The sequence below is a fragment of the Micromonospora sp. SD19 genome, assembly GCF_054462275.1.
Genome location: NZ_JBTLMN010000002.1, coordinates 300,805 through 317,590 on the forward strand (window position 1 = coordinate 300,805; position 16,786 = coordinate 317,590).

At 72.6% G+C, this 16,786-nt stretch carries 18 protein-coding genes; 12 read left to right on the forward strand and 6 right to left on the reverse strand.

Annotated features, from left to right (window positions below):
- Window positions 1-150 precede the first annotated feature (150 nt).
- On the forward strand, window positions 151-1,056 hold the full coding sequence (locus tag ACX27O_RS08555) for a LysR family transcriptional regulator (protein ID WP_030327363.1): 906 nt from the start codon (window positions 151-153) through the stop codon (window positions 1,054-1,056).
- A 16-nt stretch (window positions 1,057-1,072) separates the two neighbouring features.
- Here ACX27O_RS08555 and ACX27O_RS08560 read toward each other — a convergent pair whose 3' ends face one another.
- Window positions 1,073-1,981, reverse strand: coding sequence for an RNA polymerase sigma-70 factor (locus tag ACX27O_RS08560; RefSeq protein WP_458939194.1), 909 nt, complete (start codon window positions 1,979-1,981; stop codon window positions 1,073-1,075).
- Window positions 1,978-2,652 carry an NAD(P)/FAD-dependent oxidoreductase gene (locus tag ACX27O_RS08565; RefSeq protein ID WP_458939195.1) on the reverse strand — a complete coding sequence of 225 codons (675 nt, stop codon included), beginning with the start codon at window positions 2,650-2,652 and terminating at the stop codon, window positions 1,978-1,980. The genes ACX27O_RS08560 and ACX27O_RS08565 overlap by 4 nt, the downstream gene beginning before the upstream one ends.
- Before the next feature lie 264 nt (window positions 2,653-2,916).
- Between ACX27O_RS08565 and ACX27O_RS08570 the strand changes: the two genes are divergently transcribed.
- Entirely contained in the window at window positions 2,917-4,200 is a 1,284-nt protein-coding gene (locus ACX27O_RS08570; RefSeq protein WP_030327365.1) for an MFS transporter, read from the forward strand.
- A 143-nt stretch (window positions 4,201-4,343) separates the two neighbouring features.
- Window positions 4,344-4,619 (forward strand): hypothetical protein, encoded by a 276-nt coding sequence (locus tag ACX27O_RS08575; RefSeq protein ID WP_458939196.1) that lies wholly within the window; start codon window positions 4,344-4,346, stop codon window positions 4,617-4,619.
- A 90-nt stretch (window positions 4,620-4,709) separates the two neighbouring features.
- On the opposite strand, the gene ACX27O_RS08580 is transcribed toward ACX27O_RS08575, so the two are convergent.
- Window positions 4,710-5,195: a GNAT family N-acetyltransferase gene (locus ACX27O_RS08580; protein ID WP_458939197.1), complete on the reverse strand. Its 486-nt coding sequence runs from the start codon at window positions 5,193-5,195 to the stop codon at window positions 4,710-4,712.
- Between the two features lie 133 nt (window positions 5,196-5,328).
- On the opposite strand from ACX27O_RS08580, the gene ACX27O_RS08585 reads away from it, so the two are divergent.
- Window positions 5,329-5,991, forward strand: coding sequence for a fasciclin domain-containing protein (locus tag ACX27O_RS08585; RefSeq protein WP_030327368.1), 663 nt, complete (start codon window positions 5,329-5,331; stop codon window positions 5,989-5,991).
- Between the two features lie 51 nt (window positions 5,992-6,042).
- Here the strand turns inward: ACX27O_RS08585 and ACX27O_RS08590 are convergent, their stop codons facing one another.
- Window positions 6,043-7,062 (reverse strand): phosphotransferase family protein, encoded by a 1,020-nt coding sequence (locus tag ACX27O_RS08590; protein WP_458939198.1) that lies wholly within the window; start codon window positions 7,060-7,062, stop codon window positions 6,043-6,045.
- Window positions 7,059-8,132, reverse strand: coding sequence for a LacI family DNA-binding transcriptional regulator (locus ACX27O_RS08595; RefSeq protein WP_030327371.1), 1,074 nt, complete (start codon window positions 8,130-8,132; stop codon window positions 7,059-7,061). Before ACX27O_RS08595 ends, ACX27O_RS08590 begins: the two co-directional genes overlap by 4 nt.
- Before the next feature lie 93 nt (window positions 8,133-8,225).
- On the opposite strand from ACX27O_RS08595, the gene ACX27O_RS08600 reads away from it, so the two are divergent.
- The 8 genes from ACX27O_RS08600 (at window position 8,226) to ACX27O_RS08635 (ending at window position 16,385) form a co-directional block, all read left to right on the forward strand.
- Entirely contained in the window at window positions 8,226-8,999 is a 774-nt protein-coding gene (locus tag ACX27O_RS08600) for a cupin domain-containing protein (RefSeq protein ID WP_458939199.1), read from the forward strand.
- A 278-nt stretch (window positions 9,000-9,277) separates the two neighbouring features.
- Window positions 9,278-10,246: an ABC transporter permease gene (locus ACX27O_RS08605; RefSeq protein WP_458939200.1), complete on the forward strand. Its 969-nt coding sequence runs from the start codon at window positions 9,278-9,280 to the stop codon at window positions 10,244-10,246.
- A gap of 23 nt (window positions 10,247-10,269) precedes the next feature.
- A complete protein-coding gene (locus ACX27O_RS08610) occupies window positions 10,270-11,274 on the forward strand; it encodes an ABC transporter substrate-binding protein (RefSeq protein WP_458939201.1) in 1,005 nt (334 codons plus the stop codon).
- A 43-nt stretch (window positions 11,275-11,317) separates the two neighbouring features.
- Window positions 11,318-12,073, forward strand: a complete 756-nt coding sequence (locus ACX27O_RS08615) for an ABC transporter ATP-binding protein (protein WP_458939460.1) — start codon at window positions 11,318-11,320, stop codon at window positions 12,071-12,073.
- Between the two features lie 38 nt (window positions 12,074-12,111).
- Entirely contained in the window at window positions 12,112-13,263 is a 1,152-nt protein-coding gene (locus ACX27O_RS08620) for a Gfo/Idh/MocA family protein (protein ID WP_458939202.1), read from the forward strand.
- Window positions 13,260-14,411: a dihydrodipicolinate synthase family protein gene (locus ACX27O_RS08625; RefSeq protein WP_458939203.1), complete on the forward strand. Its 1,152-nt coding sequence runs from the start codon at window positions 13,260-13,262 to the stop codon at window positions 14,409-14,411. Before ACX27O_RS08620 ends, ACX27O_RS08625 begins: the two co-directional genes overlap by 4 nt.
- On the forward strand, window positions 14,408-15,211 hold the full coding sequence (locus ACX27O_RS08630) for a sugar phosphate isomerase/epimerase family protein (RefSeq protein ID WP_030327382.1): 804 nt from the start codon (window positions 14,408-14,410) through the stop codon (window positions 15,209-15,211). The genes ACX27O_RS08625 and ACX27O_RS08630 overlap by 4 nt, the downstream gene beginning before the upstream one ends.
- Window positions 15,204-16,385, forward strand: coding sequence for a hypothetical protein (locus ACX27O_RS08635; RefSeq protein WP_030327383.1), 1,182 nt, complete (start codon window positions 15,204-15,206; stop codon window positions 16,383-16,385). The genes ACX27O_RS08630 and ACX27O_RS08635 overlap by 8 nt, the downstream gene beginning before the upstream one ends.
- On the opposite strand, the gene ACX27O_RS08640 is transcribed toward ACX27O_RS08635, so the two are convergent.
- Complete coding sequence (locus ACX27O_RS08640; protein ID WP_210866790.1) at window positions 16,382-16,744, reverse strand: hypothetical protein; 363 nt, start codon at window positions 16,742-16,744, stop codon at window positions 16,382-16,384. The two genes, ACX27O_RS08635 and ACX27O_RS08640, sit on opposite strands and share 4 nt — an antisense overlap.
- Between the last annotated feature and the right edge of the window lie 42 nt (window positions 16,745-16,786).

Sequence of the window (16,786 nt, forward strand, 5' to 3'; positions counted from 1 at the left end):
CGACTTCCTTGTGTGGGGTGTTCCCGGATGGCGATACCGGCCCGCCGTACTGGCGTACGGTGTCGCGGTTCAGCCCTGCCCACCGATCGTGCGCGGTGGTCTGCGCGGACGGCCAACACGCTCTTCCTGACGTGGCTACAGTCTGTTCCTGTGGCCACGCCCGAGCTGCGCCAACTGCGGTATTTCCTGGTCCTCGCGGAGGAGCTGAGTTTCACCAGGGCCGCCGCCCGCCTGATGATCGCCCAGCAGTCGCTGTCGCAGCAGATCACCGCCCTGGAACGCGTCCTCGGGGCGAAGCTGTTCGACCGTGACAGCCGTGGCACCACCCTGACCGACATCGGCGCCCTGTTCGTTCCCGAGGCGCGCGCCGTGACGGACCGCGCCGAGCAGGCAGTCACCGTCGTGGGGCGGGCCCTGCGGGGTGAGGTCGGCACCCTCCGGCTCGCCTTCCTGACCACCGTCGCCAACCACCTGCTGCCCCCGGTGGTCCGGGCGGTCCGCCACCACCTCCCCGACCTGCACCTGGCCACCGAGTCCACCAGCATCGCGCCCCTGGTCCAGGGCGTCCTCGGCGGGCAGTACGACGTGGCCTTCACCCGGACCCCGCTCGTTCCCGGCCTGGAGTCGAGGAGACTGACCACCGAACCGGTCTGCGCGGTGCTGCCCGAGGGCCACCCGCTCGCCGGGCGGGCCGAGTTGACGCTCGCCGACCTGGCGAACGAACAGTGGGTCATGACGCCGCGCAGCTCCTGGGAACCCTGGCACCGCGCCTACCAGGACCAGTTCCGGGAAGCGGGCTTCGAGCCGACCGTCGTTCAGGAGGAGGCCGGCGTGCAGAGCCTGCTCGGCCTGGTCGCCGCCGGACTCGGCGTCACCCGGCTCGCCTGCTCGGCGGCGAGTCTGCGCCGCACCGGCGTGGTGTTCGTCCCGCTGACCGGCGCGTACGCGCACACCGAGATGGTGTGGTTGGCGGGCAACACCGCCCCGGCGCTGCACCGGTTCCTGGACGTGGTCACGGAGCTCGCGGCGACGACCGACCTCACCAGCACCGGCTGACGGCGAGGCGGTCGGCTCACCGGGTCGCGAGGTGGTGGGTGGTGCCATCGGCGACGGCGTGCAGCTTGTCAGGGTTGGCGACGGTGTGGATGGTGGTGATCCGGCCGTCGGCGTCGAGGTCGAAGCAGACGGTGGCGACCACCCGGCCGACACCGCTGAACACCAGCCCCGGCGCCCCGTTGATCTCGACCAGGACAGCGCGCATGTCGTGCGGCTGAACGCCCTGGTAGGTGACGGTGCCGATTGCCGCGAACCAACCGGCGACCGTCTCCGCGCCCCGGATCGGACGCAGGGCCTGGCGGACCTTCCCGCCACCGTCGGTCCACAGCGTCACGTCGGGGGAGAGCAGCTCCAGCAGGGTGTTGAGGTCGCCACCGGTCGCGGCGGCGAGGAGCCGCTCGGTGACCCCGCGCTGCTGGGACCGGTCCGCGGTGAAGCGTGGCCGCTGGCCTCGCACATGTTCGCGAGCACGGTGAGCGGTCTGGCGGACCGCGGCCTCGGAGCGTTCCACCGCCGCCGCGATCTCCGCGTGGCTGAAGTCGAAGACCTCCCGCAAGACGAACACGGCGCGTTCGAGCGGGCTGAGCGTCTCCAGCACCACCAGCATCGCCATCGACACGGACTCGGCGTCGGTGACGGCGTCCCCGTCGCTCAGGACGGGCTCGGGCAACCACGGCCCCACGTAGGTTTCGCGTTGCTGCCGGGCCGAACGCAGGCGCTGCACCGCCAGGTTCGACACGATCCGAGCGAGGTACGCCTTCGGGTCGGCGACCTGGGCGCGGTCCGCCGAGGACCATCTGATCCAGGCGTCCTGCACCGCGTCCTCAGCATCGGCCGCGCTGCCGAGGATCCGGTAGGCCACCGAGAACAGGAGGTTGCGATGGCGGTGGAACATCTGCTCGTCGGCGTCCGGCGGGCGCGTCACCGGGCGTCCCGCAGGCGGGTGAAGCGCCCGCCGCGCGGCCAGAACGCACCGGAGGAGGGCCTGGGTTGCCTGCCGCGCAGCGTGCGGGCGATCGACACCGCCGCGTGCACACCGGTCGGCATCCCGCTCTGACAGGTGCCGTGCAGCACCCCGTAGCCCTGCCGGACCGCGGCGGCGTCGCCGACCGCGTACACCTCGGGGTGCGACACCGACCGCAACGTGGGGTCGGTGACGACGCGACCGCGATCGTCGACGGTCAGCCCGGCGGCGGCCGCCAGCGGCGCCACCCGGGTACCCCCGGTCCAGAGCACGACGTCGGCCGCGAGGGCCTCCGCGCCGGCCAGCTCGACCCCGTCGGGTCGGACCCTGCTGACCGCCGTTCCGGTGACGACCTGGACGCCCAGGCGGGTCAGCGCGGCCCGCAGGTACGCCCGGACCTTCGGGCTCATGCTCGCCCCGGGATCCTGCCGACCCGCCAGCGTGACCCCGAGCCCCGGGTGCCGTTCGGCGATCTCCGCGGCGGCCTCGACGCCGGTCAACCCGCTGCCGACGACGACGACCCTGCCGGTGCCGAGCCGGGTCAGCCGGTCCGCCAGGGTGGTCGCGCCGCTCGGGCTGTCCAGGGTGTACGCGTGCTCCTCGACGCCCGGCACCGCCGCCGTGTCGGTCACGCTGCCCAACGCGTACCTGCACGTCGGCCCGCCTGGTCCGTGCCGCGAGCTGGGTCGCCGCGGCCATGCCCGCGTAGCCCGCGCCCAGGATCAGAACGCGGTGCGTGCCCGCCGGGACCTGCCGTTGCGATGTGCTCATTGTTTCGCCTCTCTGATCGGATTGACGACCACGAGATGCGTGCCGCTGGTTGATCCGTGACATCGCCGCGATGTGACGCCCGCCACGGGCAGTGTCGGACGGCCGCCTTCACTACCCTTGGCGTGATGAGCCGATCTGCCACCGCTGGTCGGGCTCCGCTCTGGCGGGACCGGACCTTCGGCACGTACTGGATCGCGCAGTCGCTCTCGGCGGCCGGCGACTCGTTCGCCTACCTGGCGGTGCCGCTGCTGGTGCTCCAGGCGACCGGGTCGGTGGCGCAGATGGGCCTGCTCACCGCCGTCGCGGGCGCGGCGTCCGTCGTCGCCGGGATCTTCGGCGGGGTGCTGGTCGACCGGTACGACCGTCGCACCCTGATGATCGCGGCGGACCTGACCCGGTTGGTGCTCTACGCACTGGTCCCCCTGGCGTGGCTCGCCGGCCCGCAGGTGTGGCTGCTCTTCGTGGTGCTGCCGATCTGCGAGGCGGCCGGCATGGTGTTCCAGGTCGCCGCGGTGACAGCGGTCCGCAACCTGGTCGACCGCGACCGGATCACCGAGGCCAACGGCCGGTTGCAGGCGACGTACGCGGCGGCGGCGGTCCTCGGCCCGCTGCTCGCCGGGGTGGTGGCGGCCCGCTTCGGTCCGCCGACCGCCATCGCCGTCAACGCGGCGAGCTTCGCGCTCTCGGCGGCCGGAATGTGGCTGATCCGACTGCGCCCGGTGCAGGTGGACGAGGCGGTGGCCCGGCAGCGCCCGCTGGCCGAGTTCCTGGCCGGGGCGCGGTTCCTGTGGCGACAGCCCGTGCTGCGGGCGTTGACCGTCCTGTTGTCGGTCTTCATCTTCCTCACCTACGGCTTCGTCGACGTGCTGATCTACCACGTCACGCACGACCTTGGCGGCTCCGAGGGCACCGTCGGCACGGTGCTCGGCCTGGCGGCGCTGGGCACGGTCGCCGGTGCGCTGCTGGTGGCCCCGTTGCGTCGCCGTCGTGGCTTCGGTGCCACCTGGATCGGCGCGCACACGATCTGCGGGTTCGCGGTGGCGGGCGTCGGCATCGCCACGACCGTGCCGGCGGTCACCGCGCTCACAGCGGTGTACCTGTGCTGCCTCAGCATCGGCGGGATCTGTTCGATGTCGCTGCGCCAGGAGATCACCCCCGACCATCTGCTCGGTCGGGTCACCTCCGCGTTCTGGAGCACCCACTACGCCCTCGGCCCGGCCGGTGCCGTCGTGCTGACCTGGGCCGCTGGCCGCTACGGTGCTCCGGCGGTCACGCTCGCGGCGGGCGCGGGATGTCTGCTGGTAGCGGTCGGCGGCCTCTTCACCCCGATCCGTCGCGCCGGTGGGGAGGCAGCCGCTGGACAACCCGGACTGCACCCGGCACCGGCCGGAGGCACCGTTGGTGGTTGAGACGCTATGGAGCTGATGCCGTAAACGATTCACACGGTGGCGACGGTGCTGCCGGTGGCGATGGCGCCGGTGCGGCCGGTGGTGGTCCGGCCGGTGGCGACGGTGCGGCCGTTGGGGACGGTCCGGGCGTTGGCGGTGGTCCGGTGGAGACGGTCCGGCCGGTGGCGATGGCGCCGGTGCGGCCGGTGGTGCTCCGGCCGGTGGCGATGGCGCCGGTGCGGCCGGTGGTGGTCCGACCGGTGGCGATGGTCCGGGCGGTGGCAATGGTCCGGGCGGTGGCGGCGGCCCGGCCAGGGGAGCGGACCCGACGGTGGAGACGACTCGGGCAGCCGGCCAGCAGCCGATTCGTTTGCGACATCAGCTCCAAAGGCGGCGACCACCAGCACCGCTCCGACGGCGCCGGCCACCGGGACCGCTGACAACGCGCCGACCACGGGCACCGCTCAGAACGCGCCGAGCGCCGACGCCGAAGGCGTCACGTGGCCTGCCGAGCGAGCAGGTCGGCGCGGTCAGAACTCCTGGTACATCACGTGCAGGCCGACCCGGCCGAGGGTGGGGTGTCGGAACGCGCCCGGCACGGTGCCGACCACCGCGAAGCCCTCGCGCTGGTACAACTCCACCGCCGACCGGTTCGTCTGCACCACGGCGTTGAACTGCATGCCGGCGTACCCCTGTTGGCGGGCCCAGGTCAGAGCCTCGCGGCACAGCGCGGTGCCCACGCCCCGGCCCCGGTTCTCGGCGGCGACCATGAAACTTGCGGTGGCGACGTGCGCACCCGGCCCGGGTCGGTTGGTGCCCATCTTCGCGGTGCCGAGCACCCGTTGGCCGTCGACCGCCACGGCGGTCCGGCCCGGTGCCGCCTCAACCCACATGCCGTACGACTGGTCGGCGGTCATCGTCGGGTCGTAGGGGAAGGTCTCCTGTGCCCGGATCACCTCCTCGATGATGGGCCACACCTGCGACCAGTCCTGGTCGACGAACTCCCGAATCAGCACCGGGGGAGGTTAAGCCGCGGGCGAGCCCCGGACAAACAGTTATCCGCTGGTGCATCCGGGCGGCACACCCGGTGCGAAGCATTCATCGTGACGAGACGTCACGGATCCGGCCGCTTCGACGAAAGGCCCGCTGATGAAGATCGCACGACTCGCCGCCCGGATGGCGGTGGGCGCCATGGCCACCGCGCTGGCCACCACCGCCGTCGCTGTGCCGGCGGCTCAGGCCACCGGCAAGCCCAAGCCGCTCGGCACCACGTCCCTCGCCCAGGTGCTCACCAAGGACAAGGGCGGGTTCGACCGCAACTCGCGGGACTTCGACGTGCTCACCGCGGCCGTGCTGGCCGTGCTGGAAGCCAAGCCGAACTCGCCGGTCAAGGTGCTCACCGACGGCACCGTGGCGCTGACCGCGTTCATCCCCACCGACGCGGCCTTCCAGCAGCTGGTCCGCGAGATCACGCAGGCCAAGAAGCTGCCGAGTGAGAGCGCGGCCTTCACCGCCGTCGCCGGGCTCGGCATCGACACCGTTGAGTCGGTGCTGCTCTACCACGTGGTGCCGGGCGCCACCATCGATCGCAAGACCGCGGTCCGGGCCGACGGCACGGACCTGACCACCGCGCTCGGCTCCACGGTGGAGGTCGACGTCCGTACCTACCTGTACTTCTTCCGCCAGGTGCGGCTGGTCGACGCCGACACCAACGACCGTGACGCGCGCGTCGTCACCTTCGACGTCAACAAGGGCAACCGGCAGATCGCGCACTCCGTGGACCGGGTGCTCCGCCCGATCGACCTGCCCTGACCGGCGGCGGGTGGCGTCCGACCACGCGTCGGACGCCGCCCGCGACGGCCGTCAGCCCGAGGCGAGGGCGGCGATCTCCTCGTCGAGCAGGGCGGCCAGCTGCGCGTACCGCCCGGGATGGCTCTGCGCGGTCATCCCACGGCTGGGCATCTCCACGGTCATCAGCAGGTACAGGTGCAACCGGTAGAAGGCGAGCCGGCGGCGGGCCGACGCGTCCAGCACCAGCGGCCGCGGTGCGGCGGCCTGGTAACCGCGCAGCAGCGGGTGCTCCGGGTCGTCCTCGACGCGTTGGAAGAGCCGCGGCGAGACCAGGTCCAGCAGGGGGTCGCCGTAGAGGAACCGCTCGCCGTCGACCAGGCCACAGAGCCGCAACCGGCCATCACCGTCGGGTGCCGCCAACACGTTGCCGTCCCAGCAGTCGAAGTGCAGCAGCGCCGGGCGGCGCACCTCGTCCAGCACGTCGGCGTGCCGCCCCAGTAGTTCGTGCAGGCGCTGCGGTGTCACCGGCAGTTGGACGTCCCAGTCGGCCGCGTCGGCCAGCAGTTCGTCGAGCATCGCCGTGAACGCCGCCCGCCAGGTCGCGCCGGCGGCCCGGCCGCCGTCGTAACCGAACCGGTCACCGGTCACCTGGTGCAACGCGGCGAGAGCCACCCCCAGGTCGTAGCGCGCCGGGCCGTCGTCGACCGCGCCACCGGCCTCGGCCAGGTCGAACAGCGACCGGCCGGGCAGCAACTCGGTGACCAACCACTCGCCGTACGCCGGGTCGGTGCCGTGCCACAGCACCGCGGGCACGGGCACCTGCGGCGCCCGCTCGGCGACGAGCCGGAAGTATCGATCCTCGGCGGCGCAGAGCCCGCGCTCGTAGCGCAGCTGCGGCGTCTCGGCCGACGGAGCCAGCTTCAGCACCACCCGACGGCCGTCGTCGAGCAGCGCCCACCAGACCGTCGCGTACCCACCCCCGGTCAGCGGACCAGCGTCGCGGACCCCGGCGCCCGGCCCGAACGACGCGCCGACCAGGTATGCCACATCGGCGCTGGTGAGGGACTGTTGGGTCGGGCTGACGGCGGTCACGACGTGGTGTCCCCCCGCCGGGCCCGTGGCGCGGAGCCCGCGGTGGCGCGGGTGGAACGGGGGACGGGGCCGGCGGTGTCGCGGCGGATCAGCTCGGCGGGGAGCACCTCGACCCGGGGCGCCGCGGCCCCGGGGCCGAGCACCAGGGACATCGCCCGCACTCCCATATGGACCAAGGGTAGTCGCACGGTGGTCAACGCGGGGGTCACGTCCCGGGCGATGGGCATGTCGTCGAAACCCAGCACTGACACCTGCTGCGGCACCGCCAACCCGGTGGTGCGCAGGGTGGCGAGCGCGCCGATCGCCATCGAGTCGTTGAGCGCCACGATCGCGGTCAACTCCGGGTCGGCGTCGAGCAGTCGGGCGGTGGCCTCGGCACCACCGTCGCGGTCGAACTCCGCGTAACGGATGCGTCGTTCGGGCAGCTCACGGCCCTGCTCGGTGAGCGCCTGCCGCAGACCGGCCAGCCGGTCGGTCGTGGTGGTCAGGATGCGCGGGCCGGCGATCACGCCGATCGCCCGGTGCCCCAGGCCGCACAGCTCCCGCCCGGCCAGGTAGCCGCCGGCCCGGTTGTCCGGCATCACCGCGTCGCCGGAGTGCTCGTGCCGGCCGATCACCGCCACCCGCCCGCCGGTGGCCTCGTACGCGGCGAGCTTCTCGTTGAGCTGCCGGGTGAACGCCTCGTCGTGGTAGCCCGAGCCGGCCAGGATCAGCGCCGCCACCTGGTGGCCGCGCAGCAACTCCACGTACTCCAACTCGCGGTCCGGGTCCCGGTAGCTGTTGCAGATCATCAGCAGCCGGCCCTGGTCGGTGGCGACCCGTTGCAGCCCTCGGGTGATCTCCGCGAAGTACGGGTCGGAGACGTCGTGCACGATCACCCCGACCGCGCTGCGGTGCGAGCGGGCCAGCAGTTGGGCGTGCGCGTTGGGCACGTACTGCAACTCGGCGACGGCGGCGAGCACCCGCTCGCGAAGCTCGTCGGTGACCGGTTTGCTGCTGCCGTTGATGACGCGGGAAGCGGTGGCGGGTGAGACGCCCGCCCGGCGGGCCACATCGGACAGGGTCGCCATGGCCCGCCCCCTCGATCTGTTGACGGCGTTTCGTCGTGCCGGCTAGCGTCACCGTACCGCAGAGAAAGCCCTTTCCCGCAGGGAGGCACTGCCGTGTCCGATCGCTTCGCGGTACGTCAACCCGACGACCCTCCCGCCCGTAGCTCCACCCGCCCTGATCGGGCGGCACCGCTGCCCGGCGGAATCGGGGTGTCCCGGCTGCGCGTCTACGACACGGTGGCCCCCGACGGCCTGGTCGGCGGCACTCCGCACGTGCACCTGTGCTGCACCGAGGGGTACGTGGTGACCGACGGCGAGGGCGCGGTGCAGACCCTGACCACCGCCGGTTTCCGGGAGACGCCGCTGCGGCCGGGGGTGGTGGTCTGGTTCGAGCCGGGCACCGTGCACCGCCTGGTCAACGGGGACGGGCTGAGCATCGTGGTGCTCATGCAGAACAGCGGCCTGCCGGAGGCCGGCGACGCGGTGCTGACCTTTCCGCCGGAGGTGCTGGCCGACCCGGCCGCGTACGCCGCGGCGGCGGCGTTGCCCGACGGGGGAGCGCCGGGTGCGGATGTGCACGCCGCGTACCGCAGGCGGGATCTGGCGGTCGCCGGTTTCCAGGCGCTGCGCTCCGGCGGTCCGGCGGCGCTGGCCGCGTTCCATGCCGCCGCTGTCGCGTTGCGCCAGCCGCTGCTGGGGCGGTGGCGGCAGCGGTGGGAGGATGGCGCGGGCCGTGCCGCCGCCGGCACCGCCGCGCAGCTCGACGCCTTGGAGCGGGGGGATGCCGGGCACCTGGGCGACGCCGGGGTGTACGCGGTGGCCGCGCCGGTCGAGCGCGGCCGGTTGGGCATGTGCGGCCTCCTCGACACCTACCCGGCGGCCGGCTGAGGGTCCGCAGGGCACCACCGCATCCACTGTGGACCGGCGGGTGGTCCACTCGGTTTCACTGAGGTCGGGGTGTCCGAAGGCCGTCGACAGCCCGGTTTTCAGCAAGCCGAGTCGATCTCGCAGCGATCGGCGCCGGCTGGGTCGGCAATCGAACCGAATAGATCGAGGAAAGGCCTTGCCCGGCGTGAGGGTGCCGCCTACGCTCCAGGAAAGCGTTTGCCTGATCCGCCGACCGGCCCGCTTCACGAGCGCCGTGCCGGGCCCCGAGGAGGTTCCGCGTGACCGAGAACTCTTTGGACACGGCGGGCCGGCGGGCCGCCGACCAGACGGGCGGTGCGCGGGCGGCCGCCTCCGGGCCGGAGAGCCTCGCCGCGCCGGAGGCTGCTGACAGCGCGACGTCGTCCACAGCGGTGGCACCGCCACCCGGTGGTGGCCGTCCGCCACGCCCGACGTTCGGCCGGCGGGCGGTGGCCTTCGCCGACTCGCTCTGGCGTCCGGCGCTGGTGCTCGCGGTCTTCTTCGTCGCCTGGTGGTTCGTGGCGGCCCGGGAGTACGTCCCGAACTACCTGGTGCCCACACCCGGCCAGGTCTGGGAGACGATGACCACCCAGTGGTCCGAGCTAGCGCGGCACACAGTGGTCACCCTCTACGAGACGGTGCTCGGCTTCGTGCTGGCCGCCGCGTTGGGCCTGGTCACGGCGGTCGCCATCGCCTACTCCCGCACCCTGGACAAGGCGCTCTACCCGATCGTCCTGTTCGCTCAGGTCATCCCGAAGATCGCCATCGCGCCGCTGCTGGTGGTCTGGTTCGGCCTCGGCCTCACCCCGAAGATCATCCTGGCGGTGCTGATCGCGTTCTTCCCGGTGGTCATCTCCGGGGTGGCCGGGCTGCGCTCCACCGACCCGGAACTGCTCGACCTCGCCGCCACCATGGGCGCCGGCCCGTGGCGTACCTTCCGCAAGATCCGCTTTCCGAACGCGTTGCCGCACCTGATGGCCGGCCTGAAGGTGGCCGTCACCCTCGCCGTGGTCGGTGCCGTGGTCGGCGAGTTCGTCGGCGCCAGCGAAGGGCTCGGCTACGTCCTGTTGCTGGCCAACGGCAACCTCGACGCCCCGCTGCTGTTCGCCGACCTGATCCTGATGTCCGCCATCGGCATCGTCCTGTTCGTCCTGGTCGAGATCGCCGAAGCACTGCTCATTCCCTGGCACGCCAGCCGTCGCGCCGGCGTGTCCCTCACCACCTCCTGACCGACCCCATCACGGAGGCACCGATGAAACGCACCGCCACCACCATCCTGGTCACCGCCGCCCTGCTTTTCACCGCGACCGGCTGCGGTGGGGACGACCCCGCCGGCAGCACCAACGCCGACGGCAGCAAGCAGGTCACCCTCACCCTCAACTGGGTGCCCTACGGCGAGCACGCGCCCTTCTACTACGGCCTGCAGAAGGGCTACTACTCCGCCGAGGGCATCGACCTGAAGATCCTGCCCGGCAACGGCTCGGGCAACACGGTCAAGCAGGTCGCCCAGAAGCAGACCGACTTCGGTTGGGCGGACAGCCCGGTGCTGCTCAAGTCGGTGGCCAGCGGGATGCCGGTGCGCAGCCTCGGCGCGTACCTGGAGAAGGGACCCTCCTCGGTGGAGTTCTTCACCGAGGAGAACATCAAGACCCCGGCCGACCTCAAGGGCAAGACCGTCGGTGGCACCCCCGGCGACGCCCTCTACGCGACCTTCCCGGCCTGGCTGGAGAAGAACGGCGTCAAGAAGGACGACGTCAAGGTGGTCAACGTCGACGCCGCCGGCAAGATCGCCGCCCTGGCCGAGGGCAAGGTCGACGCCATCATGGGCTTCTTCCACGACCAGGCGCCCACCATCGAGAGCAAGACCGGCAAGAAGGTCGACGTACTGCTCTTCGCCGACTACGGGATGAACCTGCTCGGCACCGGTCTGGTCGCCAACACGCAGACCCTGCAGAAGGACCCGGAGCTGGCCCGCAAGTTCGTCCGGGCCACCCAGAAGTCCTGGGCCGACGCCGCCCGGGACCCGGCCGGCGCGGTGAGCGCGATGGCGGCCCTGGCCGAGAACGAACCGGCGCCCGAGGTGCTCACCAAGCAGCTCACCCTCAACCTGCCACTGATCGGCGCGGACGGCCCGCCCGGGGTGAACACCGAGGCCCAGTGGACCGAGACCATCGAACTGATGTCCCGCTACGCCGAGCTGAAGGACCCGGGAGCGCCCAGCGCCTACTGGGACTCCTCGTACGCGGCGCAGGGGTGACCCGGTGACCCCCGCGCCGGCAGCCACCGGCACCGCCATCGGGATGTCCGGGCTGACCGTCCGGTTCACCACCCGGCGGTCGCAGACCACCGCCCTGGACAACGTCTCACTGGACATCGACCCGGGCGAGTTCGTCACGATCGTCGGCCCGTCCGGCTGTGGCAAGTCCACCCTCCTGAAGATCGTCGCGGGACTGGTCACGCCGACCAGCGGCGAGGTGTCGTTGCTGCGGCGTCCGGTGCGCGGGCCGCAGAAGGAGATCGGCTTCGTCTTCCAGAAGGCCGCGTTGCTGGAGTGGCGCGGCGCCCGGGCCAACATCCTGCTCCAGGCCGAGATGCGCGGCATGGACCGGACGACGGCGGCCCGCCGCGCCGACGAGCTGATCGAGATGACCGGTCTGACCGGCTTCGAGAAGGCGTTGCCGCACGAGCTGTCCGGCGGCATGCAGCAGCGGGTGGCGCTCTGCCGCGCGTTGCTGCACTCCCCGCCGGTGCTGCTCATGGACGAACCGTTCGGCGCCCTGGACGCGTTGACCCGCGAGCAGATGAACGCCGAGCTGCACCGGATCTGGCGGGAGACCGGGACCACAGTGGTGCTGGTCACCCACTCCATCGCCGAGGCGGTCTTCCTCGGCACCCGGGTCGTGGTGATGAGTCCCCGGCCCGGCCGGATCATCCGCACCTTCCCGGTCGAGCTGCCGGCGCACCGCGACTACGCGCAGGTGATGTCGGATCCCCGCTTCGACCGGCTCGCCACCGACCTGCGTGGGTTGCTCGGCAGCGCGGCCGCCAACCACTGAACGCGGATCGGCACGACCAGCACGACGGAAGGAACACCATGACCCGCAGGTCGATCGGCATCATCGTCAACGGCGTGACCGGACGGATGGGCTACCGGCAGCACCTCGTCCGGTCGCTGCTGGCCATCCGCGAATCCGGTGGTGTGGCGCTGGCCGACGGCACCACCATCTGGCCGGAACCGGTACTGGTCGGGCGCAACGAGACGAAGCTCCGGGAGCTCGCCGAGCGGCACGGACTGACCGACTGGAGCACCGACCTGACCTCGGCGCTGGCCCGCGACGACATCGAGATCTACTTCGACGCGCAGGTCACCCAGCAGCGGGAGAAGGCGATCCGGCAGGCCATCGAGGCCGGCAAGCACATCTACACGGAGAAGCCCCTGGCCGAGGACACCGCGGCCGCGCTCGACCTGGCCCGGGCGGCGGACGCGGCCGGCGTACGGAGCGGTGTGGTGCAGGACAAGCTCTTCCTGCCCGGTCTGCGCAAGCTCAAGCGTCTCGTCGACGGCGGCTTCTTCGGTCAGATCCTGTCGGTACGCGGCGAGTTCGGGTACTGGGTCTTCGAGGGCGACTGGCAGCCCGCGCAGCGGCCGTCGTGGAACTACCGGGCCGAGGACGGCGGCGGCATCGTGGTGGACATGTTCCCGCACTGGCACTACGTGCTGGAGGAGCTGTTCGGCACTGTCAACGCGGTGTCCTGCGTGATCGCCACGCACGTGCCCGAGCGGGTGGACGAGGCCGGCCACGCGTATCCGGCCACCGCCGACGACGCCGCGTACGCCATCTTCGAGCTCGACGGCGGGGTGATCGCGCAGATCAACTCGTCGTGGACCGTGCGGGTGTACCGCGACGAGCTGGTGGAGTTCCAGGTCGACGGCGTCGAGGGCAGCGCGATCGCCGGCCTGCGGTCCTGCCGGGTGCAGCACCGGGCGGTCACCCCGAAGCCGGTCTGGAACCCGGACCTGCCGGCAACCGAGGACTTCCGCGCCCAGTGGGCCGAGGTGCCGGACAACGAGGAGTTCGACAACGGCTTCAAGGTGCAGTGGGAGGCGTACCTGCGGCACGTCGTGGCCGGCGAGCCATTCCGGTGGGACTTCCTGGCCGGCGCGCGTGGGGTGCAGCTCGCCGAGCTGGGGCTGCGCGCGGCCCGCGAGGGCATCCGCGTCGAGGTGCCGGAGCTGCGCTCATGACCGCGGCCGTGGTGCTGCCGGGTGGGCGACGGCACCGGTTCGCCGGGGGGAGCGGCTTCGCCCGACCGGACGCGTCGGCGACCAGCCGGATCGCGTACGCCGCCGCGCACGTGGTCGCCGATCCGGGCGCGGAGAACGTGCCGGGCGCCCCGGCGGCGGTGGACTGGGACACCACCCTCGCCTTCCGGCGGCACCTGTGGTCGTACGGGCTGGGGGTCGCCGAGGCGATGGACACCGCCCAGCGGGGGATGGGGTTGGACTATCCGGCGACCCGGGAGCTGATCCGGCGCAGCGCCGCCGAGGCCCGCGCGGTGGGTGGGCGGATCGTCGCCGGGGTCGGCACCGACCAGTTGCCGGCCGGTCCGGCCACCCTGGCGGCGGTCACCGCCGCGTACGCCGAGCAGCTCGACGACGTGCGGGCGGCCGGCGCCCGGCCGGTGCTGATGTGCAGCCGGCACCTGGCCGCCGCCGCGCGCGGCCCGGAGGACTACCTACTGGTGTACGACGAGCTGCTGAGCGCCGCCGACGAGCCGGTGGTGCTGCACTGGCTGGGCCCGATGTTCGACCCGGCGTTGACCGGTTACTGGGGTGCTGTCGACCTGGACCTGGCGGCCGACACGGTCGTCGAGCTGATCAAGACCCACCAGTCCACAGTGGACGGAATCAAGGTGTCGCTGCTGGACGCCGACCGGGAGATCGCGTTGCGCCGTCGCCTGCCGGCCGGGGTACGCCTCTACACCGGTGACGACTTCCACTACCCGGAGCTGATCCGGGGCGACGAGGTGGGTCACTCCGACGCGCTGCTCGGGGTGTTCGCGGCCATCGCACCGGCCGCCGCCGCCGCGCTGGCCGCCCTGGACCGGGGGGACCTGACGGCGTACGACGAGATCTTCGCGCCCACCGTGCCGCTGGCCCGGCACCTGTTCGCGGCGCCGACCTGGCACTACAAGACGGGGATCGTGTTCCTGGCGTGGTTGGCCGGGCACCAGGACCACTTCACCATGGTCGGTGGCGCGCAGTCCGGGCGGTCGCCGGCGCACCTGGCCACACTGCTCACCCTGGCCGACGCCGCCGGGCTGCTGCCCGACGCCGAGCTGGCCGCCGCCCGCGCCCGGGCCCTGTTCACCGTGGCGGGGGTGGCCCAATGAGCCTGACCCGCTTCTCGTTCAACCAGGCCACCGCCCAGCGTTGGCCGTTGCCGGAGGTGGTGGCTGGGTGCGTGGCGGCCGGCGTGCCGGGTATCGGCCTGTGGCGGGAGCCGGTGGCCGAGTACGGGTTGGCCCGTTCGGCGAAACTGGTCCGCGACGCGGGTCTCGCCGTCACGTCGTTGTGCCGGGGTGGGTTCTTCACGGCTGACGACTGGCGCGCGGAGAACCTGCGGGCCATCGAGGAGGCGGCCGTCCTCGGGGCCCCGGAGCTGGTGCTGGTGTCCGGTGGGTTGCCCGCCGGCAACCGGGACATCGACGGCGCCCGGCGTCGGGTCGCCGACGCGATCGGCGAGTTGGCCCCGCACGCCGAGGCCGCCGGGGTGCGGCTGGCCATCGAGCCGCTGCACCCGATGTTCGCCGCCGACCGGTGCGTCATCAGCACCCTGGGTCAGGCGTTGGACATCGCCGAGCGATTCGACCCGGCGGTGGTCGGCGTGGTCGTGGACGCGTACCACGTCTGGTGGGATGACACGGTGTACGCGCAGGTCGCGCGAGCCGCCGACCGGATCGCCGCGTTCCAGGTCTGCGACTGGGTGACCCCGCTGCCGGAGGGGGTGCTGCTCGGCCGGGCATTGCCCGGCGACGGGTGCATCGAGCTGCGCCGGCTGCGCGAGGCGGTCGACGCGGCCGGTTACGTCGGCCCGATCGAGGTGGAGGTCTTCTCCGCCGAGGTGTGGGCGCGTCCGGGCGCCCAGGTGCTCGACGCGGCGATCGCCGGGTACCTGCGCCACGTTGTCTGACCTGCCCGAACGGCGGTGGCCGGCGGCGGTCGGCGCCTGGCTGGGCATTGGCACCGCACCCGCCACGCTGGTGCTCGGCGCGGCGATGGCCGCCCGGCACGGCGGCGCGGTGCCGGTGGCCGGGCTGCTGATCGGCGGGGCGCTGATGGCGGCCCTGCTCTGGGGGCAGGGCCGGATCGGTCTGCGCCGGCCGCTCGGCGACGGTGCGCCGTTGACGGCGGTGCTGCCCGCGTACCTGGGGGACACCTCGCGGCTGCTGCTGGCGGCGGTGCTGACGGCGTCGATGATCGGGTGGAACGGGTTCAACGTCGGCCTCGGCGGGGCGTCGCTGGCGGCGCTGACCCACCTGCCGGCCTGGGCCGGGCCGGCGTTGCTGGAGGTGGCGGTCCTCGCCGTCTCGTGGGCGCCGGCCCGGCTCGGCAACCGGGTCGCGGTGCTCACCACGCTCAGCGCTGTAGTGCTGGTCGGCTGGTGCCTGACGGTGCTGCCACCACCGGGTGCGCCGGTCCGGCTGGCCGCCGGTGGGCTCGTCGACGCCGCGGCGCTGATCGGGTACGCGGCGGTGTTCGCGCTGCGCGCGCCGGACTTCAGCGTGGGTCTTGCCCGGCGGCGGGACCTGGCCTGGTGCGTGGGGTTGTTGGTCGGGCCGGCGTTGCTCGGCGTGCTCGCCGGTGCCGGCCTGTGGCTGCGCACCGGCTCGGCCGACGTGGTGGCGTTGCTCGCCGCCGGCTCGGGTCTGGCCGGGTCCGCGAACCTGTTCGTCGCGGTGGCGGTCTTCGCGGCGGCTCTGACCACCACGTACTCCGGTTCGTTGGCGTTGCGTGGCCTGGCTCCCCGGCTGCCGGTGCGGGCGGCGATGCTGCTCGTCGCGGTGCTCGGCGGTGTGCTGGCGGTGGCGCGGTTCGACCGTCTGGTGCTGCAGTGGTTGACGGTGCTGGCCGCCGCGCTGCCGGTGCTGGTGGTGCCGATGGCCGTGGAGGCGGCGGCCCGTCGGCGCGGTCGGGTCCCGCGTACCGTGCCCGCCTGGTGCTGGGTGCCGCCGGCGCTGCTCGCGGTGGCCTGCACGCTCGCCGGCGTGGGTGCCGCCCCGTTGCTCGGGCTGGCCCTCGCCGCGGCCTGCACGGTGCTCTGGCGCCGCCGAGGTGGCGGAGGCCACTCGGTTGGTGGCGCTTAGCGGGTGGCGTGCGAGCCGTGGTCGCTGACCTGGGCATCGAACCAGTGGTGCAGGGCATCGCGAAGCGCCGCGTCGTCTGTGGCGTAGGTGACGCGCGCGCCGCCGGGAACCGCCTCGTACGTGATGGTGATCCGCCCGCCGTGTGCCCGAAGCGTTGCCAGGCCCGGCATCTCGGCGCCGTGGATGCGGGCGGGGTCGCTGAAGTCACCGCGCCGGAACCGCTCGACCTCGGAGCTCAGGTGGTGTTGGACCAGGGTGACCTGGGTGGTGTCCTGGGGGTCGTCGGCGACCACGGTCTGCACGCCGCCGGTGTCGCTCTTCGTGAAGCGGTGCGTGGTGCGTTCCAGGTCGAACGGCATGACGGAAGCCCCTCGATCGGCGACGTCAGCCTGCCGATCGGA